This is a genomic window from Pseudomonas laurylsulfatiphila, assembly GCF_002934665.1.
Taxonomy (GTDB): Bacteria; Pseudomonadota; Gammaproteobacteria; order Pseudomonadales; family Pseudomonadaceae; genus Aquipseudomonas; species Aquipseudomonas laurylsulfatiphila.
In genome coordinates this window covers 831840-856119 of the sequence record NZ_NIRS01000001.1, presented here as the reverse complement: position 1 = coordinate 856119, position 24280 = coordinate 831840, and the positions used below count along the sequence as shown (strand labels likewise).

Below are 24280 nucleotides of genomic sequence, written 5' to 3'. Positions count from 1 at the left end.
TCATGCGCCTCCGAAACAGATCAGGCGGTCGGCATCCTGCGCCGCGTCATGCAATTGGCCGAGGCCGGACAATTCCCACGGCGCACCGACGGCAACGGCCTCGCGCTGATAGCGCCGGGCCTCTTCCTCATTCAAGACACCACGCCGCAGGGCGGCGGCGATGCACACCACGCCATCGAGTTGATGGTCGCTGACAAAGGCGCGCCATTGCTTGGGCAAGTCCGCTTCATCCTGGGGCGTGACCACACTGGCGGACGCGTTGTAGACACCGTCCTGATAGAAAAACAGCCGGACAATCTCATGCCCGCCGGCCAGCGCCGCTTGGGCGAACAGCAGGGCGCGGCGCGAGGAGGGCGCGTGGGCGGCGGAAAACACGGCGATGGCGAACTTCATGACAGACTCGATCAGCGAAACTGCGGCCATGATAATGCTTTATCGGCGGGGCGGCCAAAGTAACCTGCCATATACCCGCAACCCCCCTGTAGGAGCTGCCGCAGGCTGCGATCTTTTGATCTTGTTTTTAAAAAATCAAAGTCAAAAGATCGCAGCCTGCGACAGCTCCTACAGGGGATTGAGGTGTTAGCGCGGCATGTACCCCAACTGCCAGCGTCGCGGGATCTTCAGCGACAACAACCCGAGCGCGGCAGCCAGCAGGCCACTGGCAAACAACGCCTTGAGTCCCAGGTGATGTTCCAGCACGGCACCGAGTACCGCGCCAGCGAACATGCCGGTCCAGGGGATCAGTTGCACGCGCCAGCCGTTACGGCGCTCGCCGAGCATATAGCGTCCCAGTCCGCGGCCGAAACGCGACAGGGCACCGGTGACGTAAGTCAGGCCTACCGGCAGGCCGTTCACTTCTTCCACCGCGGCGTTGAGCATGCCCATTGCGATGATCGCCGCCAGCAGGGCCGGCAGTTGCGCCTCATAAGGCCAGGCTGCGGCGGCGCACAGCAGGGTGGCGATGGACAACAGCAGCGGCAGGGCCCGACGGCGACCCAGGCGGCTGACGATAATGCCCAGCGCGTTGCCGACGATGAAGGTGGCGACGAGTATCACCAGGCGCAGGGTCAAGCCAAGGTCGCCAGCGCTGATGGCGACAGCCATCCGGGTGGTATTGCCGCTCATGAACGAGACGAAGTCGCCGCTGGCCATGAAGCCGATGGCGTCGGTCATGCCCGCGAGTACCGAAAGCATGGCCACCAGGCTCAGGCCTATGCGCCCGCGCCATTTCTGCGTGTGCAAGTGACCGGGGCTGGCGTGGGTCCTGGCGGTGTTGGGCAGCATTGGCGACGGCATCCTTGAACAGTGCTTAGGGTTTTAACCCATTCAACTCGCAATACTCCAGCCAGTCCATACCGGCCATTTCCGCGACTTCCCGGTGCACTTCCAGGCGCTGCGCTTCGTAGTCTTCGGCCGTAGCCGCCGTCAGTTGCAGCGTCAGCTCCCAGGCGAACAATCCTTGCCGTTCTGCCTCGGCTTCGAAGGCTTCGTGCAAGCGTTCGTCGCGGTACTGCGCCGGGGTTTCACCCTTGGCCTGGGCCTGCAACGGGTTGAGGTTGTCGAGGTCGTGGCGCAACTCGGGGCGTTCGTCGAGAAACCGCTTCAGTGCCTGTTCATGTTGCTGTTCGGTTGCCGCCATGGTCGCTCCTTGAGAACGGATTACGAGGGTTGCTTCTTGCTGGCCTTGGCCGCTGCTGCCAGGCATTCGAGGGCAAACTGCTCGGTGTAGGTCATCTGGATCGGCGTGGTTTCGCCTTTGACGGTTCTTTCGCCGTCGAGGATGTAGCGAATCCGCTTGTCGGTGACGCCGATTCGCTTGGCGATCCAGGACGGCGTCTGACCGATCTGGCTGATCAGCTTGTCGGCATATTCAGTGCTCGGTTTGTAGAACTCGGCATTAGGTGTCATCAGATTTCCAGTCAGGGGTGCGATGGGGCGTTATTGGCGCGACAGGGTGCGCGAATCGTTGTGCGCTGTCGCGGTATAAATGCAGTAAAGCAGAACGATACGGGCTGCCGGGGTGATAAAGTCCGCTTTTTCCCGATGAGTGAATGCAATGCGAATTCTGATGGTGGCGCTGGCTGTGACGTTGCTGGCCGGGTGCGCCAGCTCGGCGATGAACGACGCCCGCACCAAGGCCCCGTACAAAACCCTGAACTCGGAAAAACCGGGAAAGGACGTCGCCCAGTGCGTGCAGTTTTCCTGGCAGGACGAGGCTGTGTTCGGCGTTGATGCCGCCGCCTATCTGCAGCCTGGCGAGAAGGGCGGCACGACCGTTTATACCCGTTCGGCGGAGTTCTTCGTCGACGTGACCACCGATGCGTCGGGCACGGTGCTGAGCTTCTACGCACAGAAGGATGATTTCGTGGCCAAGCGCCGCTTGGCGGCGTTGGCGACTTGCCTGTAGGCAAATCAGGATCAAAAGATCGCAGCCTGCGGCAGCTCCTACAGAGGGCGCGAAACCTGTAGGAGCTGCCGCAGGCTGCGATCTTTTAGCTCAGGCGCTTCTGGAAGAAGAAGTGCTTGTGCCCCGGCGGGTAATCGGCAATGTGCCCGATCTCGCTGTAGCCGCATTTCTTGTAGAACTCCGGCGCCTGGAATTCGAAGGTTTCCAGCCACAGACCGACGCATTCCTTTTCGCGCGCAAGGTCTTCGGCCATCTGCATCAACTTGGTGCCCATGCCTTGTCCCCGGGCCTGTTCCGGCACCGCCAGCAAGTCTATGAACAACCACTGATAAAACAACCGGGCGTAAACGCCGCCGACGATTTCGTCGTTGTCGTCGCGTATCAGCAATGCGATATGTTCCGGTGGCGGGCTTGCAGACTTCGAGGTGTTGTAGGCGCGCAACGGCACGAGGATCGCCTCGCGCTCTTCGGTACTGGGGTTGTGCTTGCGTTCGATACGCAGGTTCATGGCTATATCCTTATGGCAGTGAAGCCGCAGCCTATCCCGGTTGCAGCGATTGTTCCATCCCCGGGAAAGTTGAACCGTCGCCAACGCACAGCTGTCATTCCTTAAGACGCGTCACTCCTGACGCCGCTGATGAGGACAACGCCCCGTGAACATTTTTGAAGCCTTGCGCGAAAGCCACGAACGCCAACGGACCTATGCCAAGGCGCTGATCCGTACCAGCGGCGATACGCCTGAGCGGGTCGAGGCGTACAAGCAACTCAAGTCAGAATTGCAGGCTCACGCGACGGCCGAAGAGCGGCATTTCTACATTCCGCTGATGAAGTTCGACAACGGGGTCGACCTCAGCCGTCATGGCATCGCCGAGCATCACGAAATGGACGAAATGATGGAGGCGCTGGATGACACCGAAATGTCCAGCCCGGCCTGGCTGGCGACCGCGAAGAAGCTCTCGGAGAAGGTGCATCACCACCTCGAGGAAGAAGAGCAGAAGTTCTTCCAGATGGCCGGCAAGCTGCTCGACGACAAACAGAAAGAGTCGTTGGCCGGGCAATACGAGAAGGAGTACAAGGCGCAGCTTGCTTGAGGAGGCAGGTTTTCACCTAACATGTGCACTCTCTGACAAATAACAGGACGCGTTGTCATGTCGAACACGGCCGAGCGGGTCAACATCCTGGAGTCCCAGGTGTTGTCCCACGACTGGTACCTGCTGAAGAAAATCACCTTCGATTACCAACGCAACAACGGCGAGTGGCAACGCCAGACGCGAGAGGTCTACGACCGTGGCAACGGCGCGGCGATTCTGTTGTACAACCGCGAAAAGAAAACCGTGGTACTGACCCGCCAGTTTCGCCTGCCGGTGTTCGTCAACGGTCACGACGGGCTGTTGATCGAGGTGGCGGCGGGACTGCTGGAAGGCGCGGCGCCTGAAGACCGCATCCGCGATGAAGCGGAGGAGGAGACGGGTTACCGCGTGCACCATGTGCAGAAGGTGTTCGAAGCGTACATGAGCCCCGGTTCGGTGACGGAAAAACTGCACTTCTTCATTGCCGAATACGACGCCAGGTCGAAAGTCAGCGACGGTGGCGGGCTTGAGTCGGAAACCGAAGAGCTGGAAGTGCTGGAGTGGGCGTTCGACGACGCACTCGAAGCGTTCTACCGTGGCGAAATCTGCGACGCCAAGACCATCATGTTGCTGCAGTATGCGGCGATGAAAAATCTCTTCAATCAATCCTGATCTCCCCGTAGGAGCTGCCGCAGGCTGCGATCTTTTGATCTTTTCAATGCAAGATCAAAAGATCGCAGCCTGCGGCAGCTCCTACAAGGTTAAAAGCCGGGCAGGCGCGCGGTGCCTGGCGTTTGCCCGCCTTCAAGTGTGAGCAACAACGCCTTCGCCTCAAGCCCACCGGCAAACCCGGTGAGCTTGCCCGACGCACCAATCACCCGGTGACACGGCGCCACGATCGAAATCGGGTTCTTGCCATTCGCCGCACCCACCGCCCTGACCGCCGCCGGGTTGCCGATCTGTTCGGCGATCTGGCTGTAGCTGCGGGTCTCGCCGAACGGGATGGTCAGCAGCGCCGCCCAGACCTTTTTCTGAAATTCCGTGCCGGCAAAGTCCAGTTCCAGTTCGAAGCGATCGCGGGTGCCGGAAAAATATTCGCGTAGCTGCGCGGCGGTGCGCACCAGGATCGGATTGTCCGGCGCCTCGCTCATCGGGCCGAGGCGCACCCGCCCGGGTTTGTCGTTTTCCCAGAGGATGGCTGCCAGTCGCGAACCGTTCGCCACCAGCTTCAACTGGCCGACCGGGGAAACCACGGTGATGCAGGTATAGGTCATGCCAGGGCTCGCGGGAAATGGCTGAACAAGCGTTAAGGATACTGTGTCGATGAGGAGGCGCAATACGTAATCCCGACCATACTTGCTCACTGCTTTTGAAGCGTTCCCCCCTGGTTAATAACAAGAAGAGACCGACTCATGAAGTACGAACCTTTTGCCAAATCGCTGATTGCGACCTCATTGGCTCTCAGCTGCCTGACTGCTCACGCCGCCTCCGTGGCCCCGGCGACGGGGGAAAACGGCATGGTGGTCACCGCCCAGCATCTGGCCAGCCATGTGGGCGTGGATGTGCTCAAGAACGGCGGCAACGCCGTCGACGCAGCGGTCGCGGTCGGCTATGCGCTGGCGGTGGTGTACCCGGCGGCAGGCAACCTCGGTGGCGGTGGTTTCATGACCATTCAGTTGGCGGATGGGCGCAAGACCTTCCTCGACTTCCGTGAAAAAGCGCCGCTGGCCGCCACCGCCAACATGTACCTGGACAAGGACGGCAACGTCGTTCCCGATCTGAGTACTCGTGGCCACCTGGCCGTGGGTGTGCCGGGCACCGTTTCGGGCATGGAACTGGCGCTGTCCAAGTACGGCACCAAGCCGCGCAAGGAAATCATCGCCCCGGCCATCAAGCTGGCCGAAGACGGTTTCGTGCTGGAGCAGGGGGATGTCGATCTGCTGGACTACGCCACCGACATGTTCAAGAAGGACATCAAGGATTCCGGCTCGATCTTCCTCAGCAACGGCGAGCCGATGCAGGTCGGGCAGAAGCTGGTGCAAAAGGACCTGAGCAAAACCCTGCGGGAAATCTCCGAGAAAGGCGCCGACGGCTTCTATAAGGGCTGGGTGGCGGACGCCATCGTCACTTCCAGCCAGGCCAACAAGGGCATCATCACCCAGGCCGACCTCGACAAATACAAGACCCGCGAACTGGCGCCCATCGAGTGCGACTACCGTGGCTACCACGTGGTCTCGGCACCGCCACCGAGCTCCGGCGGCGTGGTGATCTGCGAGATCATGAACATCCTCGAAGGCTATCCGATGAAGGATCTGGGCTATCACTCGGCCCAGGGCATGCACTATCAGATCGAAGCGATGCGCCACGCCTATGTGGACCGCAACAGCTACCTGGGCGACCCGGATTTCGTGAAGAACCCGATTGCTCACCTGCTGGATAAAAACTACGCGACCAAGCTTCGCGAAGCGATCAAGCCACAAAAAGCCGCGGTATCGAGTGAGCTCAAGCCTGGCGTAGCGCCCCATGAAGGCAACAACACCACGCATTACTCCATCGTCGACAAGTGGGGCAACGCGGTGTCGGTGACCTACACCCTCAACGACTGGTTCGGCGCGGGCGTGATGGCGAGCAAGACCGGGGTCATCCTCAACGATGAAATGGACGATTTCACCTCGAAAATCGGTGTGCCGAACATGTACGGCCTGGTGCAGGGCGAGGCCAACGCCATCGCACCTGGCAAGGCGCCGCTGTCGTCCATGAGCCCGACCATCGTCACCAAGGACGGCAAAGTGGTGATGGTGGTCGGCACCCCGGGTGGCAGCCGCATCATCACCGCGACCTTGCTGACCATGCTCAACGTGATCGACTACGGGATGAACATCCAGGAAGCGGTGGATGCACCGCGTTTCCACCAGCAGTGGCTGCCGGAGGAAACCAACCTCGAAGCCTTCACCACCAGCCCGGACACGGTGAAGATCCTCGAAAGCTGGGGGCACAAGTTTGCCGGTCCACAGGACGCCAACCACCTGGCGGCGATCCTGGTCGGCGCGCCGTCCCTGGGTGGCAAACCAGTGGGCAAGAACCGTTTCTACGGGGCGAACGACCCACGGCGTAACACCGGGTTGTCGCTGGGTTACTGAGGGTTGTGTCCGGAGGGGGACGGGCTTATGTTCGTCCCCTGAACCATCGACCGTTCAAGGAAGGAAATCATGACCACTGCGTTGTTAATCATCGACGTCCAGCAGGCCTTGTGTTCCGGTGAGTACGAGTGCTTCGAGATTGGACGGGTCATCGACACCATCAATGACCTGTCTGCCCGGGCGCGCAAGGCCGGCGTGACCGTGGTGCTGATCCAGCACGAAGAAGTGGGCAGCCCGCTGACGCATAAGGCTGCCGGTTGGCAACTGGCCGAAGGGCTGCAAACCTTGCCCACAGATCATCGCGTGCGCAAGACCACCCCGGATTCGTTCTACAAGACCAACCTGCAAAAACTGTTGCCGGAGCAGGAGTTCGAGCGCCTGGTCATCTGCGGCTTGCAAACCGATTACTGCATCAATGCCACCGTGCGTCAGGCCCTGAAACTGGGCTATGACGTGGTGCTGGCGCGCGACGCACATTCCACCGTCGACAACGGCAACCAGACCGCCGAAGACATCATCGCCGAACACAACAAGGACCTGAAGCGCCTGACCGGTTCCGTGGCGCGGATCGATGTGATCCTGGCCAAGGACATCCATTTCTGAAACCACCACATTTCCCCTGTGGGAGCGGGCTTGCCCGCGATGAGGCCAGCACATTCAACATTGATGCTGGCTGACCCACAGCTCCCACAGGGCCCTACACCGCTCCAAAAATCTCGATCAGCTCGTTGAGGAACGCACTCACCAGATCCTTTTGACGAGACGAATGCCGCACCGCCGCATGAAAGCTCACCTCATAGCGCAGCAGCTCCGGGTTCAGCGGGTGCAATTGCCCCAGCTGTTCATGCCGGGTCGCGTAGTGCTGCGGCAGAAACCCCAGGTGCTGGCCGGACAGGATCAGCAGGGCCGCGCCGTCCATGCTGTCGGTGAGCACGGTCAGGCGTTCGATGGAGGTGGGGGCCGGCATCTCCGGCAGCGGATGGCTCGGCCAGACCCAGTCAAAACCGCTGACATCTTCGCGGGTCAGTGCACCGACCTGGTCGAACAACGGATGCGAAGGCGCGCAGTAGGCAATCTGGGTTTCCGGGAACAGCGGGAAATAATCGATGCTGGGCAAGCGGTGCCAGAAGTAACCAATGGCCAGGTCGATATGGCCGTTGATGATTTTCTCTTCCAGCAGGGACGACGACAGCTCGGTGAAATGGAAGTACAGCCCCTCGTGCCGAGCCCGCAAACGGGCAATGGCCAGGCCGATTTTCTTGTTCGCCACCGGATCGATTTGCCCCAGCAGGCCGATGTTGATGCTGCCCGAGACTTTGCGGTTGATGTGCTGCACCTCGACCCGGAATCCTTCGGCCGCCGCCAGCAAGCGTCGGGCCGCCTCGATGAACTGCGTGCCTTTGGGCGTGACGGAAAACCCGCCACGCCCGCGTTCGCACAGACGAAAACCGACCCGCGCTTCCAGCGTCGCCAATTGCGCGCTGATCGTCGGTTGTGTGGCGTTGAGGGCGGTTTGCGCCGCCGAGATGCCGCCCGCCTCGACGACGGTCAGAAATACCCGGATCAGACGCAGATCCAGCTCCGTAACAGTTCCCAGCATGGGGCTCCCGATTCTCGATTACATAGGCGCTGATCTATGTGAACAGTGTGCCTGCGATATTTTATTGCCCGGACTCACACCCTACATTGCCGTGAAACCAGCGTCATCGTCAGCTTTTTCTGGAGTTTCACCCGATCTGGACGTCGTAGCGAGCGCTGTAACCACAAAAACAACAAACACCAGCATAGGAACAATCGTATGTCAGGTTCCCCAGTGTCTGCGCGCGCCGCCGAGGCGAGTGGCGGATTGGCCATCGAAGGCCACTCCATCGATTACATTCCGGAAAACGAACGTCACGCCAAACTCAGCAGCCAGGGACCGTTCTGGTTCCTGGGCAACTTCCACTTCTTCACCATCTCCATCGGCTTTGTAGGCCCGAGCCTAGGCTTGTCCGCACTGTGGACCATGCTCGCCGGTGCCCTGGGCATCATGTTCGGCACCATTTTCATGGCGTTCCACGGCTCCCAGGGCCCGGAAATGGGCCTGCCGCAAATGATCCAGTCCCGCGCCCAGTTCGGCTATCGCGGGGTGATCCTGGCGTTGATGGCGACGATGTTCGTGTTCGTCGGATTCAACGTGGTGAACATCTCGCTGATCATGAACGGCCTGGAACATGTGTTCGGCATCGACCCGACCATCGTCGCCGTCACCGTGGTGCTGATCGGTGCGCTGTTGTCGATCTACGGCCACGACCTGATGCACAAGGCGTTCAAGTGGGCCTTGCTGGCGACCTTGCCGCTGTACGCCCTGGTGACCATCGCCCTGATGTTCGGTGCGGGTCAGGAAGGCGTCACGCCGGCGACCGATCTGGGCTTCAACTGGGTGGCCTTCGCCACGCTGTTCGCCATCGGTGCCAGCTACAACATTTCCTATGCGCCCTACGTGTCCGACTATTCCCGTTACCTGCCGAAAAACACCAGCCGGGTGAAATTGATCGCGGCGGTGTTCATCGGTGCCTCGTTGTCCGGCAGCTGGATGATCGGCCTCGGCGCCTGGCTGGCGCAGCAGTTGAAAGCAGCGGATGCACTGGTGGCGTTGAATCAGGTCGGTTCTTCCATGGTGCCGGGGTTGGGCAATCTGCTGGTGATCGTCTCGGTGGCGGGTTTTCTGCCGATCATTGCACTCAACACCTACAGCGCCATGCTGACGCTGCTGACCGGTGTCGACTCGATCAGGAAAATCACCCCGACACCCCGCGCCCGCGTGCTGTCGATCAGTGTGATCAGCGTGATTCTGTTGACCTGCGTGCTGTCGATCAAAGGGGACGGCATCGCGCTGTTGAACACCTTCCTGGTGCTGTTGCTGTATTTCCTCGTGCCGTGGACCGCCGTCAACCTGGTGGACTACTTCTTCGTGCGCAAGGGCCGCTATGCGATCCCGCATTTCTTCACACCGAAGGGCATCTACGGCGCCTGGCAATTTCGCGGGATCGTTTCGTACCTGATCGGCTTCGCCGCGATGGTGCCGTTCTTCTACATCTTCGATGCCGCCGCCGGCAAAGAGGTTTTTGTCGGCCCGCTGGCTCGGGTGCTGGAAGGCGTGGACATCGCCTGGCTGGTGGGCCTTGTGGTCTCGGGGCTGACCTATTTCCTGCTCAGCCGTTCGATTGACCTGGCCGCCGAACGCCGGGTGATCGATGCACTGAGCGAGAGCGACATCGTCGCCATGACCCATTCATCTGCGGAGGCAGGGCGTTGAACAACGCAAAAAATACCGTGGTCGCCTGCTGCCAACTGGCACCGAAAATAGGTGACCTGGGCTACAACCGCACGCTCACCGAGCGCGCGATTCGCCAGGCGGCGCACCAGGGCGCGCAAGTCGTGGTGTTGCCCGAACTGGTGCAGAGCGGCTATGTGTTTGCCGACCGCGACGAAGCGCTCAGCCTGGCGGAAACCGTTGACGGTCCGACCTTGCAGTTGTGGCAGGCACTGGCCCGTGAGCTGAACCTGGTGATCGTCGGCGGCTTCTGCGAACGCCTGCCCGGCGATGAGCTGGCCAACAGCGCGGCGATGATCGACGCCAATGGCCTGCGCGCGGTGTACCGCAAGGCGCATCTGTGGGATGCCGAAAAGGACATCTTCACCGCTGGCGATGCGCCGCCGCCGGTGGTCGAAACGGAACATGGACGGCTCGGCATGCTGATCTGCTACGACCTGGAGTTTCCCGAGTGGGTGCGCCTGCCGGCGCTGGCCGGCGCCGATCTGTTGTGCGCGCCGGTCAACTGGCCCGACGGTCCGCGGCCGCAAACCGAGCGCCCGGCGGAAGTCTTGCGGGTGCAGGCCAATGCCTCGGTGAACCGCCTGTTCATTGCCGCGTGCGATCGCTATGGCCATGAGCGCGGGGTCGGCTGGGTGCAAGGGTCAGTCATCGTCGATGCCGACGGTTACCCCTTGGCCGGTCCGGCGGAGCAGGGCGGCGAGCAGATCCTGCTGGCGACGCTGAACCTCGCCGAAGCGCGCAACAAGCGCATCAGTGCCCGCAACGACCTGCATCAGGACCGCCGGCCACAGCTGTACGGGTTGCACAGCACTTTGTAACCGATGATGTCATTGCGTGCTGGACGCCCGTCAGGGGCCTATGGCATCGTCGAAACGAAAGGCCATGCAGTGAACGGGATCGCAATGATGGGGGCGGGAAATAAAGTCGACGGTGACGCAACGATGGTCACGCTCAAGGCGTTCAATCATTGCGTACTGCACCTTGGCCGGCTGGCGCGGGAGAGCGGGGCGTCGCGATTCATCGCCGATGGCCTGCAGGCATTCGGTCAACTGGTGCCCTTCGCCTCTGCCTGGTGGGGCGAAATGTCTGCGCCAGGTCCTGAGGTGCCCATGCAAAGCTGGATGCATGGCAGCATCAATCTTCCTGAATCCTTTGCCGCCGAATGGCATCCGGTGGCGGCCAACGATCAGTTCTCCTACGCCACGCTCAATCGTCCCGGTGAGGTGGTGTGCGACAAGGGTTTCACCGACCCTTGCGAGGCAGTCAATGATTTCGCCCGGCGCTTCGATCTCTATCACTTGATGAGCATCACCTACGAATTGCCCGAAAGCGGCCTGATGTTTTTCGTCTGCCTCTACCGGGGTGAGGATGAACAGGCGTTCGAGGAGAACGAAGCCGAGCTGTTTTTGGCGTTCTGCGATCACCTGTTCCAGCTGTGGCGGTTTCAGGTGCAGGACATGATTCGCTTCGACAGTGAAAACGGCGCGAGTGATTTTGGCGTCGCGCGTATGGACGGCAGTCTGCTCTATGTGGGGGCCAGGTTGTGTGTTGCCATCCAGCGCGAACTGCCTGGCTGGAGCGGTTCCACGCTGCCACCTGAGGTGATCGCGCAATTGTCCAAGGCCCCCTGCGTGATCCGCCTGGGCCGCTGCACCCTGACCCTGAGCCCCAACGCCGAACACGTCATCCTGTCCCTCGAAGCCCCCTCGGGCGGGGACGGCCTGGCACCTCGGGAGCGCACGGCGGCGATGCTGTTCGCCGCTGGCCACTCCTACAAGGAAATCGCCAGAATGCTCGCCTTGAGCCCGTCTACCGTGCGGACCTACCTGCGCAATTGCTACTTGCAGCTCGGTGTGAAAAGCAAGGTGGAGCTGGGCTCTGTCCTGCGTTCGCCGGGTGCGCTGACGGAGTCCGTGCGCCGGGATTAATCCCTGCCGTTTCAATTATTTGCCTGACCCCTCCTCATTTGCAGAGGTCCATTCGAACGCTGCGCCCTATAGGGTAGGCCCTGTCTATGCAAGGGCTTGTGCAGCCGTTCGGGCCGCTTCAAAACAATAAGAACAGGGGTGAGGCATTTGAGACTTTCCAGGCTTTTTGTCGCCATTGCGGCGACCACGACATTTTCCGGCATGGCGTTGGCGGCGACACCCGCCGACACGGTCATGCGCAATGGCTACGTTTACACGGTCGATGGCCAGAGTTCCGTGCAGCAGGCCATCGCCATTTCGGGCGGCAAGATCGTCTACGTCGGCAGCGATGCCGGGGTCGACGGCTATATCGGCAAGCAGACACAACTGATCGACCTGGCCGGGCGCATGCTGATGCCGGGCTTCGTCGACGCGCACATGCACCCGGGGGATGGCGGTCGCGCCATGACCTTGTGCGACCTGAAATACCAGACCATGACCCGCGCGCAGTTTCAGGCGAGCATCCAGGCCTGCCTCGATGCCGAGAAGGACAAGGGCCCGGATGTCTGGCTGGAAGTCGGCAGCTGGGACCGCATGGGCATGACCGGGCTTGACGGCGACGCCGACAAGTCGACCCTGGACGCGCTGAAGACCAAGCGTCCGATCCAGGTGCGCTCCACCGATTTTCACACCGTGTTGACCAACTCTCGCGGCCTGGAACTGGCCGGGATCAACAAGAACACCGCCGACCCCGAAGACGGCAAGTACCGACGTGACAGCGCCGGCAACCCGAACGGCATCTGCGAGGACGGCGCCGCCGAGTCGTTGGCCGCCGTGGTGCCGCCGGCGACCGACGCAGAAAAACTCAACCAGATGCGAGCGGCCCTCGACGCCATGCGCCAACAGGGCATCACCAGCTTCTTCGATGCCCTGTCGGGCCCGGAAAGCGGCAAGGCCTTCACCACTCTGCAAAAGTCCGGCGAACTGACCGCCCGGGCCCTGCTGGCGATCAAGCTGGACCCGGCCGCCGCGGCCGCCGACCCGGTGAAAACCATCGCCGAGGCCAAGGCCCTGGCCAGCACCTACGACCAGGGCGAGGTGCATGTCGCGCCGGGCGTGAGCATGCGCCACGTCAAACTGTTCATGGACGGCATCATCAATGCCCCAGCGGACACCGGCGCCATGTTGACCCCGTACCTGCACAACAGCGGCACCGACAAGGCGCCGAAGTGGACGCCGGGCAAGAACCTGGGCGAGCTGTACTTCCCGCCGCAAGTGCTCAATCCGCTGGTGCTGCAAGCGGTCAAGGCCGGTCTCGATCCGCACCTGCACGCCACCGGCGAGCGCGCGGTGCGGGATGCACTGGACAGCGTCGCCTATGTGCGCAAGGAACTGCCCGGTGCGGATTTCCGTCCGGCCATCGCGCACGCCGAGTCGGTCGACCCTGCCGACTATTCACGCTTCAAGGCGCTGGATGTCACCGCGACCATGTCGTTCCAGTGGGCGCAGCAGGCACCGTCCACGGTCGACGGCACCAGCGATCACCTCGGCGCCGAGCGTTTCGAGCGCATGGAGCCCTCGGGCAGCATCGCCCATGCCGGCGGCCGTGTGGCGTTTGGCAGCGACTGGCCGGTCGATCCCCTCGATGAGTTCCTGGCGCTGAAAGTCGGTGTCACCCGCTCCGGCGACCCCACCAACCCGCACAGCTATGGACCCAAATATGCCGGGCGACTCAACAGCGATCCGGCCATGTCGCGAGCCGAAGTGCTGCGCAGCATCACCCTCAATGCCGCGCAACAGCTGAAGCTGGAGGCGGTGCTGGGTTCGGTCGAAGTCGGCAAGTTCGCTGACCTGATCGTGCTCGACAAAAACTTCATGCAGGTGCCCGAGGAGGAGCTGGGCCGCAATGACGTGCTGCTGACGCTGGTCGGCGGCAAGGTCGTGTGGGCCAAGGCGCCGTTCCTGGGGCTTGCGCCGAACGTGGTTTCCCAGGCTGTTACTTCCCGATCCGCCCAATAAAAACTAGAGAGCGTTCCGATGCGATTGATTCCAAACCTGTTGGCCGCCGCGCTGGCCTTGTCGTCGGTGCAGGCGATGGCCGCCGCTGACCTGGTGCTGTTCAACGGCAAGGTCTTTACCGCCGAACCCGGCCAGGCGCTGGTGCAGGCTGTTGCGGTGCAAGACGGCAAGATTCTGAAAGTCGGCAGCGATGCCGAAATCAATGCCCTGGCCGATGCCGGGACCCAGCGCATCGACCTGGCGGGCAAGGTAATGATGCCAGGCATGATCGACACCCACAGCCACCCGGTGGTGGGGGCGTTCGACAGCATGAAGGCCAACCTGTTGGACGAAGTCAAACCGCTGCCCGAACTTGAGCAGTGGGTGATTGACGAGGACAAGGCCGGGCGTGCCCGGGCTGGCGATGTGATCAGCGTCGCCGGGGTCAGTTCGGCCTATTGGGAAAAAAGCCGTGAACTGGGCAAGGTGTTCAATCAGGGGCGCTGGGCTGATCAGCCTGTCGTTTTCAGCGGCATCGACGGCCACACCGGTTGGGCCAACAACGCGATGCTCAAGCGTCTGAACATCGACGCTGCACTGGTCAAGAGCCTGCCGGAGAAAGAGCGCGGTTACGTCGGCCATGAAGCGGACTTCACGCCGAATGGCTACTTTGCCGAATCACGCTGGGACGTGGTGCGCAGCGCAATTCCCGCGCCCAGCCAGGCGACCATGCTCAAGGCCGCGAAAGAGGCGGTGCGGGTCAACAACCAGTTCGGCATCACTGCGTGGATGGACGCCGCGGCGAACGGCGGCAGTGAAGACTCACTGTTCGATTTCCATGCCACCGCCGAAAGCGTCGGCGTCCTGCCGTTGTACAAAGCGCTGGCGCAGAACGGCGAACTCAGCGCCCACGTCGCCGCGTTGATGGTCACCAACCCGAAGAGCAAACCGGCCGACCTGGAAGTGATCGCCACGGTGATGAAGCAGTTCGAGGGGGTGCCCAACCTGACGTTCCCCGGCATCAAGGTCTTTGTCGACGGCATCCTCGAGTTCCCGGGGCAAACCGCTGCGGTCATCGTGCCGTACAAGAACAGCCACAAGGACGGACAACTGCTGACCGACCCGGCGCACTTCGGTGAACTGGTGGTGGCGGCGGAAAAACGCGGCTGGATCGTGCACATGCACGCCGTCGGCGACCGCGCGGTGCGTGAAGCACTCAATGGCGTGGCCTATGCGCGCAAGCTCAGCCCGACCCCGGTGCCGCACAGCATCGCGCACCTGCAACTGGTCAATCCCAAGGAGTTCCCACGCTTCAAGCAACTGGGCGTGATCGCCTCGATGCAACTGCTATGGGCCACCGGTGAGTCCTACACCGTCGAACTGGTCAAGCCCTACATCAGTGCCTTTGCCTACGGTTACCAGTATCCCGCGCGGTCCCTGCATGACGCCGGTGCAACGATTGCCGGTGGCAGCGACTGGCCGGTGTCGAGCGCCAATCCGTTTAACGCCATTGCCCAGGCCAGCACGCGCAAGGGGCCGTTGGGCGTACTCAATGCCAAGGAAAGCATCGACCGCCAGAGCATGTTCTATGCCTACACCCTCAACGCGGCGAAAACCCTGCGCCTGGACAAGCAGATCGGTTCGCTGGCTCCGGGCAAGCAGGCTGACCTGATCATCCTCGACCGCGACGTGTTCAAGGTCAGCGACGACGACCTGTTCGAAACCAAAGTCCTGAACACCTTCTTCGCCGGCAAGCAGGTCTACGCCCCCGCGTCCTGACCTGCGAACACCCGACACACGCAAAAACCGCCAGCCCCTCGCAGCGCGAGGGGCCTGGCATCGCCATGCCTGAAATTCCCCGTACGCCATAACAACAAGAGAACTGTATGAACGCACTTTCAGCATTGACCCTCGCCGCACTGGCATTGGCCCCCCTGAGCAGCCAAGCCCTGGCCCTCAACGATGACTTCAGCCTTGACATGACCCTGGGCGTGGTCAGCGACTACCGTTCCCGTGGTATCTCGCAAACCCTGGGGGATCCGGCCGTGCAGGGCGGGGCAACGCTGCTGCACAGCAGTGGCCTGTACATCGGCGCCTGGACCTCCAACGTGGATTTCGGTGGCGGCTTCGATACCCGGCAGGAGCTTGAGTACTACGCGGGTTACTTCTGGCAGGCGACCGAGGCCATCAGCCTGGACTTGGGCTACATCAAGTACGACTACCCGAAAAACTCCGAATTCAACCTCAGTGAGGTGTACGCCATTGTCGATGTGTATGGCGTCAAGCTCGGTGCCTATTACTCAAAGGACACGCCGAATTTCTTCGGCGAGGACCAGGACACCCTTTACACCTACCTGGGCTACAAAATCGATCTGCCGGCTGAAGTCGGCCTGGACCTGCGCTTTGGACGCAACGATGTGAAAGACCCCGCATTCTGGTCCGCCAGTGGCGATAACCGTGAGTCTTACTACGAGTGGGAGGCCAAGCTGACACGCGACTTCGTTGGCGTGACGTGGGGCCTGAGCTACGTCGACACGGACTTGTCGAAAAGCGAGTGCAGCAGTTGGTATGGCTATGATGACCTGTGCTCGGCCACGGTCGTTGCCAGTGCCACCAAGACCTTTTAAGTACACCCCCGACAACAAAAACAGTTCCTCAAAGGAAACACCGTCATGAGTGCGCAACGCAGTCCCCTGATCGAGACCCGCTCGATCGATTTCATCCCCGAGGCTGAGCGTCACGGCAGCCTCTACAGCCAGTTCACCCTTTGGCTTGGCGCCAACCTGCAAATCACCGCCATCGTCACCGGCGCCCTCGCCGTGGTACTGGGTGGCGATGTGTTCTGGTCGCTGATCGGCCTGCTGATCGGACAGGTGCTCGGCGGCGCCGTTGTGGCGCTGCACGCGGCGCAAGGGCCGAAGCTCGGGCTGCCGCAGATGATCTCCAGCCGCGTGCAGTTCGGGGTGTATGGCGCGGCGATCCCGATTGTCCTGGTGTGCCTGATGTACCTCGGTTTCAGCGCCACCGGCGCGGTGCTGTCGGGGCAGGCGATTGCGCAGTTGATCAGTGTCAGCGACAGCGCCGGCATCCTGATTTTCGCGGCGTGCATCGCGTTCCTGACGATCTTCGGCTATCGGGTGATTCACCTGGTCGGGCGGGTGGCCAGCGTGCTGGGCATCATCGCCTTCGCCTACCTGTTCACCCGGTTGATGACCCTCAACGACATCGGCTTGTTGCTCGACAACCGTCATTTCAGCTGGAGCACGTTCCTGCTGGCGGTGTCGCTCTCGGCGTCCTGGCAGATCGCTTTCGGCCCTTATGTGGCGGACTACTCGCGCTACCTGCCGAGCAAGACGTCGTCGTGGAAAACCTTCGCCGCTGTCGGTCTCGGCACGGTACTGGGGGCCCAGGCTTCGATGGTGCTCGGGGTGTTCGCCGCCGCACTGGCCGGAGCGAATTTTCGTGGGCACGAAGTGGCGACCATTGTCGGCCTGGGCAGTAGCGGTGTGATCGCCTCCTTGCTGTACCTGAGCATTGTCTTCGGCAAGGTCACGGTGTCCACCCTCAACGCCTACGGCAGCTTCATGTGCATCGCCACCATCATCAGTGGCTTTCGCCGCCGCCTGGAAATCAGCGCCCGCCAGCGCATGGTGTTTGTGCTGCTGATCGTCGCGGCGTCCACCGCGCTGGCGTTGCTGGGGCAGTACTCGTTCCTCAACTCGTTCAAGTACTTCATCCTGTTCTTGCTGACGTTCTTCACCCCGTGGAGCGCGATCAACCTGGTGGACTACTACTTCATCAACAAGGAACGCTACGACATCCCGGCACTGTCCGACCCGACAGGCCGCTACGGTCGCTGGAACGTGCTGGGAATCAGCGTCTATGTGATCGGCGTGTTGATTCAGTTGCCCTTTGTCGACACCCATTTCTACTCCGGGCCGATGGTTGCGCAACTGGGCGGCGTGGACATTTCCTGGATCGTCGGGTTGTTGGTGCCGGGTGTGATCTATTACGCGCTGGCCAAGCCGTCGATGAGTAGCGTGGTGGTTGAGCGGGGTTAACACCTGCATTTGTGGCGAGGGAGTTTTTGTGGCGAGGGAGCTTGCTCCCGCTGGACTGCGTAGCAGTCCCATCTTTTAGGGCCGCTTCGCGCCCCAGCGGGACGGTGCGGCGATCCGACAAGCTCCCTCGCCACAGGGGCCGGCGTTGACTAGAGCTTTGGGAGTTTCAAGCGCTCACGCAACTGCTCGTACTGTGCTTCAGGCAGTTGCACCAGCACCGGGGATTTGCCCGGGTCCAGCCAATCCAGCAGCCGCGCAATATCCGTCGGGTCCATGGCCGTACAACCACGGGTCGGCGCCGTGGGGCCGCGCCAGATGTGGAAGAAAATGCACGAGCCAGCAGCGGGAGAGGCCGGGGTGTTGTGCTGGATGAAAATGCCCTGGCGGTACAACTCATCCGGGCGGCGCATCCGTTCGGAGCTGTTCCAGTCTTTTTCGACGACCGCGCCGTCGACCAGTTCGTTGTAGCGACCCGATTGGCTGTCATCCACGCATTCGATGGTCGGTGTCAGCGACAGATAGGGCAGGCGGGTATCGGCCGAAGGCGCGTAGCCAAACGCCGTGCCCAGCTTGAACATGCCAGCTGGCGCCTTGCCGTCGCCTTCCTGTTTGACCGGTCCTCCAGGTGGCCCGCTGTCGAGCAGCCCCTTGCCCCAGCCCATGCCGTTCTTGCCGAGAACGACGGCAAAGGGCCCTTCGAATTTGCGCAAGGTCTGCCCGTGCCGTTCATAGCGTTGGGCAGTACCCTGGATGTCATTCCAGCCTTTACTGGTGACCACGATCAGTTGGTCGCTGCCGTCGAGTCCCTGGGCCATGGCGGCCAGCGGAAAAAACGCCACTAACAGGGCCTTGAGCAGAGGGTTCATGGCGTCAACGGCGTGATGGGGAAGTCCATGACGTCCGGCTTCGGCGGATTGCCGCTGTACGTGAAGTGCCACCACTCGGCCGAATAACCCACAAAGCCTTCCTTGGCCATGGCATCGGTCAGTCGCTGGCGATTGGCCCTGGCCGTGGCATTGATCAGCGCCGAGTCGGTGTGCGCCCGCTCATCGAAGCAGTCGAAACCGGTGCCCATGTCGAGCGCGCCGTCGTGCCAGCGCTCACCGTAAGGCGCCGTGCAATCCACCGGTTTCACCGAAGGCGTCCAGGTGTCGGCGGGCAGGGCGTCGGGGCCGGTCATCGTCAGGTCGACGGTGTTGCCCCTGGAGTGATTGGACACCCGGGCCACATACCCCAGGCGCCAGAAGTCCTGCTTGTCGACCCGTGGATAGAACTCGGTCTTGAGCGGGTCGCCGGGTTCGCTGGCGAAGCGGCCCATGTCCGCCACCGCGCGGGTCGGGCGATAGCAGTCGAATACCTTCAGCCCGTAGCCTTCGGCTTTCAGTGCGCTTTGCACTCGGGCCAACGCCTTCGCTGCGTCCTGCGACAGCAGGCACTCCGCCGCCTGGTAGCCGTCGAGCGGGTGCCCGGTGAAGTTGTGCGCGCTGGCGTAACGGATGTCCTGCACGATGCCCGGGTCGACGCTGCGCACATACAGCATGTGCCCGGGTTTCGGCTCGTCGGCCATGCACGGCAGGGCAAGGCTCAGGCACAGCAACAACAGACAGGGTGAACGCGGCATCGGGAACGGCTCCATGCATGACCAGTCACCTCATCATGGCTTGAAACCGCCGGCACCTCCATGAAGTTGTTGATCGGCATGATAGGACGAGCGCACCAGCGGCCCGGACGCCACGTTCTTGAAACCCATGCGCGTGCCTTCCTCGGCGAACCAGGCAAAGGTGTCCGGGTGCACGAAGCGCTGCACCGGCAGGTGACTGCGCGAGGGTTGCAGATACTGGCCGAGGGTCAGCATGTCGATGTCGTGCTCGCGCATGCGCTGCATGACCTCGATCACTTCCTCGTCGGTTTCACCCAGGCCCAGCATCAGGCCGGATTTGGTCGGTACGTGGGGCACCGCGTGCTTGAACTTCTGCAGCAGGTCCAGCGACCACTCGAAGTCCGAACCAGGTCGAGCGGCCTTGTACAGGCGCGGTACGGTTTCCAGGTTGTGGTTGAACACGTCCGGCGGCTCAGTGGCGGTGATCGCCAGGGCCACGTCCATGCGTCCGCGATAATCCGGCACCAGGGTTTCCAGTTGCACGCCGGGGGACAGCTTGCGGATTTCCCGCAGGCAATCGACGAAGTGCTGGGCGCCGCCGTCGCGCAAATCGTCGCGGTCCACCGAGGTGATCACCACGTACTTCAGGCGCAGCTCGGCAATCGCCACGGCCAGGTTCATCGGCTCGTTGACGTCCAGCGGCCTGGGCCGACCATGGCCGACATCACAGAACGGGCAGCGCCGGGTGCAGATGTCGCCCATGATCATGAAGGTCGCGGTGCCACCGGAAAAACACTCGCCGAGGTTCGGGCACGAGGCTTCTTCGCAGACGCTGTGCAGCTTGTGCTTGCGCAGCAGTTGCTTGATCCGTTCGACCTCGGGAGAGATCGGCATGCGCACGCGAATCCAGTCGGGTTTGCGCGGGAGTTCATCCGTGGGAATGATCTTCACCGGGATCCGCGCGACCTTTTCGGCGCCGCGCAGTTTGGTGCCGACCTCCACCTTGGCCGGGTGGTTGCCGGTCGATTCGACAATGGCGTTCATGGTGTTTTCCTTGTGCAACAGGGAGCAGAACCTGTGGGAGACCCTGTGGGAGCGAGCTTGCTCGCGATGAGGCCATTACATTCAGCATTGATGTTGAATGAAAGTCCGCCATCGCGAGCAAGCTCGCTCCCACAGGTTTTTTCCCACAGGGTTCTATGTTGTGTGCTTAGTCGCGGTAAACCGGGAAGTCCGCACACAGGGCCGCCGCCTGGCGGGCGACATTGGCTTCGATGTCGGCATCGCCGAGGTGATCGAGGATGTCGCAGATCCACCCGGCCAGGGCGATGCTTTGCGCTTCCTTGAAGCCACGGCTGGTGATCGCCGGCGTACCGATGCGCAGGCCGGAGGTCACGAACGGCGATTGCGGATCGTTGGGCACGGCGTTCTTGTTCACGGTGATGCCGGCACGCCCGAGGGCGGCGTCGGCGTCCTTGCCGGTCAGGCCCTGGCGGATCAGGCTGACCAGGAACAGGTGGTTGTCGGTACCGCCGGAGACCACGTCATAACCGCGCTCGATAAACACCTGCGCCATGGCCTGGGCGTTGCGGATCACCTGCGCCTGATAAGTCTTGAATGCCGGCTCAAGCGCTTCCTTGAAGCACACAGCCTTGGCCGCGATCACGTGCATCAGCGGGCCACCCTGACCGCCGGGGAACACGGCGGCGTTGAGCTTCTTCTCCAGCTCCGGGTTGGCCTTGGCCAGAATCAGACCGCCACGGGGGCCGCGCAGGGTCTTGTGCGTGGTGGTGGTGACCACGTCGGCGTAGGGCAGGGGATTGGGGTACAAACCCGTGGCCACCAGCCCGGCGACGTGGGCCATGTCGACGAAGAAGTAGGCGCCAACCTTGTCGGCGATCTGACGGAAGCGCAGGAAGTCCAGGGTCTTCGAATAGGCCGAGAAGCCGGCGATGATCATCTTCGGCTGGTGCTCGATCGCCAGGCGCTCGACTTCGTCGTAATCAATCAGGCCGGTGGTGGTGTCGATGCCGTACTGCACGGCGTTGTACAGCTTGCCGGAAAAGCTCACCTTGGCGCCGTGGGTCAAGTGTCCGCCGTGGGCCAGGCTCATGCCGAGCACGGTGTCGCCCGCTTGCAGCAACGCCAGATAAACCGCGGCGTTGGCCTGGCTGCCGGAGTGCGGCTGGACGTTGGCGTAGTCGGCGCCGAACAGTTGTTTGGCGCGGTCGATGGCCAGTTGCTCGACCACATCGACGTGCTCGCAGCCGCCGTAGTAACGCTTGCCCGGATACCCTTCGGCGTACTTGTTGGTCAGGCCGCTGCCCTGGGCCTGCATGACCCGCTGGCTGGTGTAGTTTTCCGAGGCGATCAGTTCGATGTGGTGTTCCTGCCGCGCATCCTCGGCGTTCATCGCCGCCAGCAGTTCGTCGTCGTAGCCTTTGATCTGGTCGTGTTTGCTGAACATGGTGTGGTCCTTTTTGCGGATTCGTGGGGGCTTCAAGCGTCGGCGTGTTCGGCGGTCAGGCGTGCATAGGCGTCTTGATCCAGCAAGTCGCTCAACGCCTCGACATCGACCGGTTTGAAGCGAAAGAACCAGCCTTCGCCCAACGGGTCTTCGTTGACCAGTTCCGGGGTGCTTTCCAGCGTGTCATTGACCTCGACCACCTCACCGTCCAGCGGCATGCCGATGCTGCTGGCGGCTTTCACCGACTCCAGCACCGACACTTCAGCGCCGGCACCGAAGGCGCCCAGTTCAGGCACCTGAACGAACACCACATCCCCCAGCGACTGCTGGGCAAACGCCGTGATGCCGACGGTGACCAGGCCATTGCTCTCAAGGCGCAACCATTCGTGATCGACGGTAAAACGCAATTGGCTCATATCAACTCCTTATTGTTTTAAGGCTCGTGGCGGGGCGACGAGCGGGGTTGGAGGAGTGATAGCAAGGGTGGTGCCAATGTTTATTAGTTGTTTTAAATCAATGGCTTGTAAAGATTTTTCAAAGTGGCGATGACTGACGTTGTACTGAAATCAATACAGACAGGTAACGCCTCGGACGCAAGCGCTGTGATTGCTGGCAGGGCAGGGTTGTCTTGATTTCGCTACGCTGTATCGATTCGCAGACATGGACGTCGCACATCGCGTAGGAGCTGCCGAAGGCTGCGATCTTTTGATCTTGATTTTCAGCGATCTTGAACGGATCAAGATCAAAAGATCGCAGCCTTCGGCAGCTCCTACAAAGGCCCGTGCGACGGCTTCAGGGTTTGCCGGGAATCCCATACTTGCGCAAGCGAATGGCAATGGCGCTATGGGACGTCTGCAACCGCGCAGCGAGCAACCGACTGGACGGATAGCTGCGGTAAAGCTGTTCCAGCAAGTTCTTTTCAAAGTCGCCAACGGCCTCTTCCAGGCTGCCGACTTCACCGTCGTTTTGCCGCTCGACGGCGGTGCGGGCGATGTCGAGGTCGTCGATGTCCACCAGCGGATTTTCGCAAATCGCCGCCGCGCGGAATATCACGTTTTGCAGTTGCCGCACGTTGCCCGGCCAGCGGTTGCCGAGCAGGGCGCTGAAGGTGCTCGGTGCCAAGCGACAGGCCGGCCGCTGGATCTGCGCGCAGGCCTGTTGCATGAAGTGATTGGCCATCAGCAGGATGTCGTGACCGCGCTCGCGCAGCGGCGGCACTTGCAGGTTGAGCACGTTGAGGCGGTAGAACAGGTCTTCGCGAAAACGTCCTTCGGCGACCATTTTTTCCAGGTCGCGGTGGGTCGCACTGAGCACCCGCACGTTGACCCGTACTTCCTTGTCGCCACCGACCCGACGGAAGCAGCCATCGCTCAAGAAACGCAGCAACTTGGCTTGCAGATAGGGCGACATTTCTCCCACTTCATCGAGGAATACCGTGCCCTGGTCGGCCAGTTCCAGCAGGCCGAGCTTGCCGCCCCGTTGTGCGCCAGTGAAGGCGCCGGGGGCGTAGCCGAACAGCTCGCTTTCGGCGAGGCTCTCCGGCAGTGCCGCGCAGTTCAGGGCCAGGAATGGCGCGTCGTGCCGTGGGCTGATGGCATGGCAGGCACGGGCCACCAGCTCCTTGCCGGTACCGGTTTCACCCTGGATCAACAGTGGCGCATCCAATGCTGCGACCCGTTGCGCACGGGCCTTGAGCGCGCGGATCGGCGGCGATTCGCCGAGCAGCGCATCGAAGCCTTCGGCATGGTCGTGGTGCAGCGCCGACAGGCGTTCGCCGATGCGATTGGGTTGATACAGGGTGAGCAGGGCGCCAGCGTCGGTGATCGGCATCGCGTCGAGGAGCAAGGTCTGGCCGCCAAGACTGACCTCGTGCATCGGCAGGCGGAAATGATGGGCGATCAGGGTGCGCTGCAAATCGGCATCGTCGAACAGGGCGGTCAGCGACTCACCGGCCGGTTCGCGGCCGCACAGGGCGATCAGCGCCGGGTTGGCCAGCAGCACATGACCACGGTCATCCACTGCCAGCACCGGGTCGGAACTGGCGGCCAGCAAGGCGTCCAGTTGCAGGCGCCGGCGTTGCCCCGGAAGGATGTCGACCAGGGTCACGGCCTGCACGCCGCGCACATCGAAAAGGGCTTCGCGCAACTCTTCGAGCACCTCGGCGCCGAGGGTCGGCGCATCGATGTAGACGTTCGGCGGGACCATCTCCACGGCGTCCAGGTTGAAACTGCGTCCACCGAGCAGGGCCAGCACTTCCTGGGTGATGCCGACGCGGTCGATGAAGGTGACGTGGATGCGCATGACGGGCCTG

The 24280-nt window shown here is 61.9% G+C and carries 25 protein-coding genes; 12 read left to right on the top strand and 13 right to left on the bottom strand.

What is annotated here, in order from left to right; genetic code table 11:
- The 4 genes from tusD to CD175_RS04010 all read right to left on the bottom strand — a co-directional run bounded on the left by tusD (window position 1) and on the right by CD175_RS04010 (window position 1908).
- Complete coding sequence (tusD, locus tag CD175_RS04025) at window positions 1–393, bottom strand: sulfurtransferase complex subunit TusD (protein WP_007977064.1); 393 nt, start codon at window positions 391–393, stop codon at window positions 1–3.
- A 186-nt stretch (window positions 394–579) separates the two neighbouring features.
- Window positions 580–1284 (bottom strand): YoaK family protein, encoded by a 705-nt coding sequence (locus CD175_RS04020; RefSeq protein WP_104447766.1) that lies wholly within the window; start codon window positions 1282–1284, stop codon window positions 580–582.
- A gap of 25 nt (window positions 1285–1309) precedes the next feature.
- Window positions 1310–1639, bottom strand: a complete 330-nt coding sequence (locus tag CD175_RS04015) for a DUF6388 family protein (protein ID WP_007977062.1) — start codon at window positions 1637–1639, stop codon at window positions 1310–1312.
- A 20-nt stretch (window positions 1640–1659) separates the two neighbouring features.
- Window positions 1660–1908: a hypothetical protein gene (locus CD175_RS04010; RefSeq protein WP_057714184.1), complete on the bottom strand. Its 249-nt coding sequence runs from the start codon at window positions 1906–1908 to the stop codon at window positions 1660–1662.
- Between the two features lie 148 nt (window positions 1909–2056).
- Here CD175_RS04010 and CD175_RS04000 point away from each other — a divergent pair, with 148 nt between their 5' ends.
- Window positions 2057–2407, top strand: a complete 351-nt coding sequence (locus CD175_RS04000; RefSeq protein WP_104447765.1) for a hypothetical protein — start codon at window positions 2057–2059, stop codon at window positions 2405–2407.
- A gap of 85 nt (window positions 2408–2492) precedes the next feature.
- Here the strand turns inward: CD175_RS04000 and CD175_RS03995 are convergent, their stop codons facing one another.
- Window positions 2493–2915 (bottom strand): GNAT family N-acetyltransferase, encoded by a 423-nt coding sequence (locus CD175_RS03995; RefSeq protein WP_104447764.1) that lies wholly within the window; start codon window positions 2913–2915, stop codon window positions 2493–2495.
- Between the two features lie 145 nt (window positions 2916–3060).
- Here CD175_RS03995 and CD175_RS03990 point away from each other — a divergent pair, with 145 nt between their 5' ends.
- Window positions 3061–3498 (top strand): hemerythrin domain-containing protein, encoded by a 438-nt coding sequence (locus CD175_RS03990; protein WP_104447763.1) that lies wholly within the window; start codon window positions 3061–3063, stop codon window positions 3496–3498.
- A 57-nt stretch (window positions 3499–3555) separates the two neighbouring features.
- Complete coding sequence (locus CD175_RS03985) at window positions 3556–4149, top strand: NUDIX domain-containing protein (RefSeq protein ID WP_104447762.1); 594 nt, start codon at window positions 3556–3558, stop codon at window positions 4147–4149.
- An 89-nt stretch (window positions 4150–4238) separates the two neighbouring features.
- Here CD175_RS03985 and CD175_RS03980 read toward each other — a convergent pair whose 3' ends face one another.
- Entirely contained in the window at window positions 4239–4751 is a 513-nt protein-coding gene (locus CD175_RS03980; RefSeq protein ID WP_104447761.1) for a methylated-DNA--[protein]-cysteine S-methyltransferase, read from the bottom strand.
- 138 nt (window positions 4752–4889) lie between these two features.
- On the opposite strand from CD175_RS03980, the gene ggt reads away from it, so the two are divergent.
- Window positions 4890–6617, top strand: a complete 1728-nt coding sequence (gene ggt, locus CD175_RS03975; RefSeq protein WP_102699181.1) for a gamma-glutamyltransferase — start codon at window positions 4890–4892, stop codon at window positions 6615–6617.
- A 69-nt stretch (window positions 6618–6686) separates the two neighbouring features.
- A complete protein-coding gene (locus tag CD175_RS03970; RefSeq protein WP_104447760.1) occupies window positions 6687–7220 on the top strand; it encodes a cysteine hydrolase family protein in 534 nt (177 codons plus the stop codon).
- A 94-nt stretch (window positions 7221–7314) separates the two neighbouring features.
- Here CD175_RS03970 and CD175_RS03965 read toward each other — a convergent pair whose 3' ends face one another.
- Window positions 7315–8217, bottom strand: a complete 903-nt coding sequence (locus CD175_RS03965) for a LysR family transcriptional regulator (RefSeq protein WP_104447759.1) — start codon at window positions 8215–8217, stop codon at window positions 7315–7317.
- Between the two features lie 198 nt (window positions 8218–8415).
- Here CD175_RS03965 and CD175_RS03960 point away from each other — a divergent pair, with 198 nt between their 5' ends.
- The 7 genes from CD175_RS03960 (at window position 8416) to CD175_RS03930 (ending at window position 17902) form a co-directional block, all read left to right on the top strand.
- Window positions 8416–9915, top strand: a complete 1500-nt coding sequence (locus CD175_RS03960) for a purine-cytosine permease family protein (RefSeq protein WP_104447758.1) — start codon at window positions 8416–8418, stop codon at window positions 9913–9915.
- Complete coding sequence (locus CD175_RS03955) at window positions 9912–10754, top strand: nitrilase family protein (RefSeq protein ID WP_104447757.1); 843 nt, start codon at window positions 9912–9914, stop codon at window positions 10752–10754. Before CD175_RS03960 ends, CD175_RS03955 begins: the two co-directional genes overlap by 4 nt.
- Before the next feature lie 87 nt (window positions 10755–10841).
- A complete protein-coding gene (locus tag CD175_RS03950) occupies window positions 10842–11864 on the top strand; it encodes a helix-turn-helix transcriptional regulator (protein WP_104447756.1) in 1023 nt (340 codons plus the stop codon).
- Between the two features lie 201 nt (window positions 11865–12065).
- Complete coding sequence (locus CD175_RS03945) at window positions 12066–13862, top strand: amidohydrolase (RefSeq protein WP_104447755.1); 1797 nt, start codon at window positions 12066–12068, stop codon at window positions 13860–13862.
- Window positions 13863–13880: 18 nt separating this feature from the next.
- A complete protein-coding gene (locus CD175_RS03940) occupies window positions 13881–15620 on the top strand; it encodes an amidohydrolase (protein ID WP_104447754.1) in 1740 nt (579 codons plus the stop codon).
- Between the two features lie 107 nt (window positions 15621–15727).
- Entirely contained in the window at window positions 15728–16468 is a 741-nt protein-coding gene (locus CD175_RS03935; RefSeq protein WP_104447753.1) for a TorF family putative porin, read from the top strand.
- Window positions 16469–16513: 45 nt separating this feature from the next.
- Window positions 16514–17902, top strand: coding sequence for a purine-cytosine permease family protein (locus tag CD175_RS03930; protein WP_104447752.1), 1389 nt, complete (start codon window positions 16514–16516; stop codon window positions 17900–17902).
- Window positions 17903–18051: 149 nt separating this feature from the next.
- On the opposite strand, the gene CD175_RS03925 is transcribed toward CD175_RS03930, so the two are convergent.
- From CD175_RS03925 to CD175_RS03900, 6 genes are all read right to left on the bottom strand, one after another.
- Window positions 18052–18768 (bottom strand): L,D-transpeptidase family protein, encoded by a 717-nt coding sequence (locus CD175_RS03925; protein WP_104447751.1) that lies wholly within the window; start codon window positions 18766–18768, stop codon window positions 18052–18054.
- A complete protein-coding gene (locus tag CD175_RS03920; RefSeq protein WP_104447750.1) occupies window positions 18765–19523 on the bottom strand; it encodes a M15 family metallopeptidase in 759 nt (252 codons plus the stop codon). Before CD175_RS03920 ends, CD175_RS03925 begins: the two co-directional genes overlap by 4 nt.
- A 33-nt stretch (window positions 19524–19556) precedes the next feature.
- Window positions 19557–20546 (bottom strand): lipoyl synthase, encoded by a 990-nt coding sequence (lipA, locus tag CD175_RS03915; RefSeq protein ID WP_104447749.1) that lies wholly within the window; start codon window positions 20544–20546, stop codon window positions 19557–19559.
- A 166-nt stretch (window positions 20547–20712) separates the two neighbouring features.
- The gene (gene glyA, locus CD175_RS03910; RefSeq protein WP_104447748.1) at window positions 20713–21969 is read right to left on the bottom strand and encodes a serine hydroxymethyltransferase; all 1257 of its coding nucleotides are present in this window, start codon (window positions 21967–21969) and stop codon (window positions 20713–20715) included.
- Window positions 21970–22001: 32 nt separating this feature from the next.
- A complete protein-coding gene (gene gcvH / locus CD175_RS03905; RefSeq protein WP_104447747.1) occupies window positions 22002–22385 on the bottom strand; it encodes a glycine cleavage system protein GcvH in 384 nt (127 codons plus the stop codon).
- 376 nt (window positions 22386–22761) lie between these two features.
- Window positions 22762–24270 (bottom strand): transcriptional regulator GcsR, encoded by a 1509-nt coding sequence (locus tag CD175_RS03900; RefSeq protein WP_104447746.1) that lies wholly within the window; start codon window positions 24268–24270, stop codon window positions 22762–22764.
- Between the last annotated feature and the right edge of the window lie 10 nt (window positions 24271–24280).

Coding starts and splice junctions, on each gene's coding strand:
- tusD (WP_007977064.1), bottom strand. CDS start 393: ATGAAGTTCGCCATCGCCGTGTTTTCCGCCGCCCACGCGCCCTCCTCG.
- CD175_RS04020 (WP_104447766.1), bottom strand. CDS start 1,284: ATGCTGCCCAACACCGCCAGGACCCACGCCAGCCCCGGTCACTTGCAC.
- CD175_RS03995 (WP_104447764.1), bottom strand. CDS start 2,915: ATGAACCTGCGTATCGAACGCAAGCACAACCCCAGTACCGAAGAGCGC.
- CD175_RS03970 (WP_104447760.1), top strand. CDS start 6,687: ATGACCACTGCGTTGTTAATCATCGACGTCCAGCAGGCCTTGTGTTCC.
- CD175_RS03965 (WP_104447759.1), bottom strand. CDS start 8,217: ATGCTGGGAACTGTTACGGAGCTGGATCTGCGTCTGATCCGGGTATTT.
- CD175_RS03985 (WP_104447762.1), top strand. CDS start 3,556: ATGTCGAACACGGCCGAGCGGGTCAACATCCTGGAGTCCCAGGTGTTG.
- CD175_RS03950 (WP_104447756.1), top strand. CDS start 10,842: ATGGGGGCGGGAAATAAAGTCGACGGTGACGCAACGATGGTCACGCTC.
- gcvH (WP_104447747.1), bottom strand. CDS start 22,385: ATGAGCCAATTGCGTTTTACCGTCGATCACGAATGGTTGCGCCTTGAG.
- CD175_RS03900 (WP_104447746.1), bottom strand. CDS start 24,270: ATGCGCATCCACGTCACCTTCATCGACCGCGTCGGCATCACCCAGGAA.
- glyA (WP_104447748.1), bottom strand. CDS start 21,969: ATGTTCAGCAAACACGACCAGATCAAAGGCTACGACGACGAACTGCTG.
- CD175_RS03920 (WP_104447750.1), bottom strand. CDS start 19,523: ATGCCGCGTTCACCCTGTCTGTTGTTGCTGTGCCTGAGCCTTGCCCTG.
- CD175_RS04010 (WP_057714184.1), bottom strand. CDS start 1,908: ATGACACCTAATGCCGAGTTCTACAAACCGAGCACTGAATATGCCGAC.
- CD175_RS04000 (WP_104447765.1), top strand. CDS start 2,057: ATGCGAATTCTGATGGTGGCGCTGGCTGTGACGTTGCTGGCCGGGTGC.
- CD175_RS04015 (WP_007977062.1), bottom strand. CDS start 1,639: ATGGCGGCAACCGAACAGCAACATGAACAGGCACTGAAGCGGTTTCTC.
- CD175_RS03925 (WP_104447751.1), bottom strand. CDS start 18,768: ATGAACCCTCTGCTCAAGGCCCTGTTAGTGGCGTTTTTTCCGCTGGCC.
- CD175_RS03960 (WP_104447758.1), top strand. CDS start 8,416: ATGTCAGGTTCCCCAGTGTCTGCGCGCGCCGCCGAGGCGAGTGGCGGA.
- CD175_RS03930 (WP_104447752.1), top strand. CDS start 16,514: ATGAGTGCGCAACGCAGTCCCCTGATCGAGACCCGCTCGATCGATTTC.
- CD175_RS03935 (WP_104447753.1), top strand. CDS start 15,728: ATGAACGCACTTTCAGCATTGACCCTCGCCGCACTGGCATTGGCCCCC.
- ggt (WP_102699181.1), top strand. CDS start 4,890: ATGAAGTACGAACCTTTTGCCAAATCGCTGATTGCGACCTCATTGGCT.
- lipA (WP_104447749.1), bottom strand. CDS start 20,546: ATGAACGCCATTGTCGAATCGACCGGCAACCACCCGGCCAAGGTGGAG.
- CD175_RS03940 (WP_104447754.1), top strand. CDS start 13,881: ATGCGATTGATTCCAAACCTGTTGGCCGCCGCGCTGGCCTTGTCGTCG.
- CD175_RS03980 (WP_104447761.1), bottom strand. CDS start 4,751: ATGACCTATACCTGCATCACCGTGGTTTCCCCGGTCGGCCAGTTGAAG.
- CD175_RS03945 (WP_104447755.1), top strand. CDS start 12,066: ATGGCGTTGGCGGCGACACCCGCCGACACGGTCATGCGCAATGGCTAC.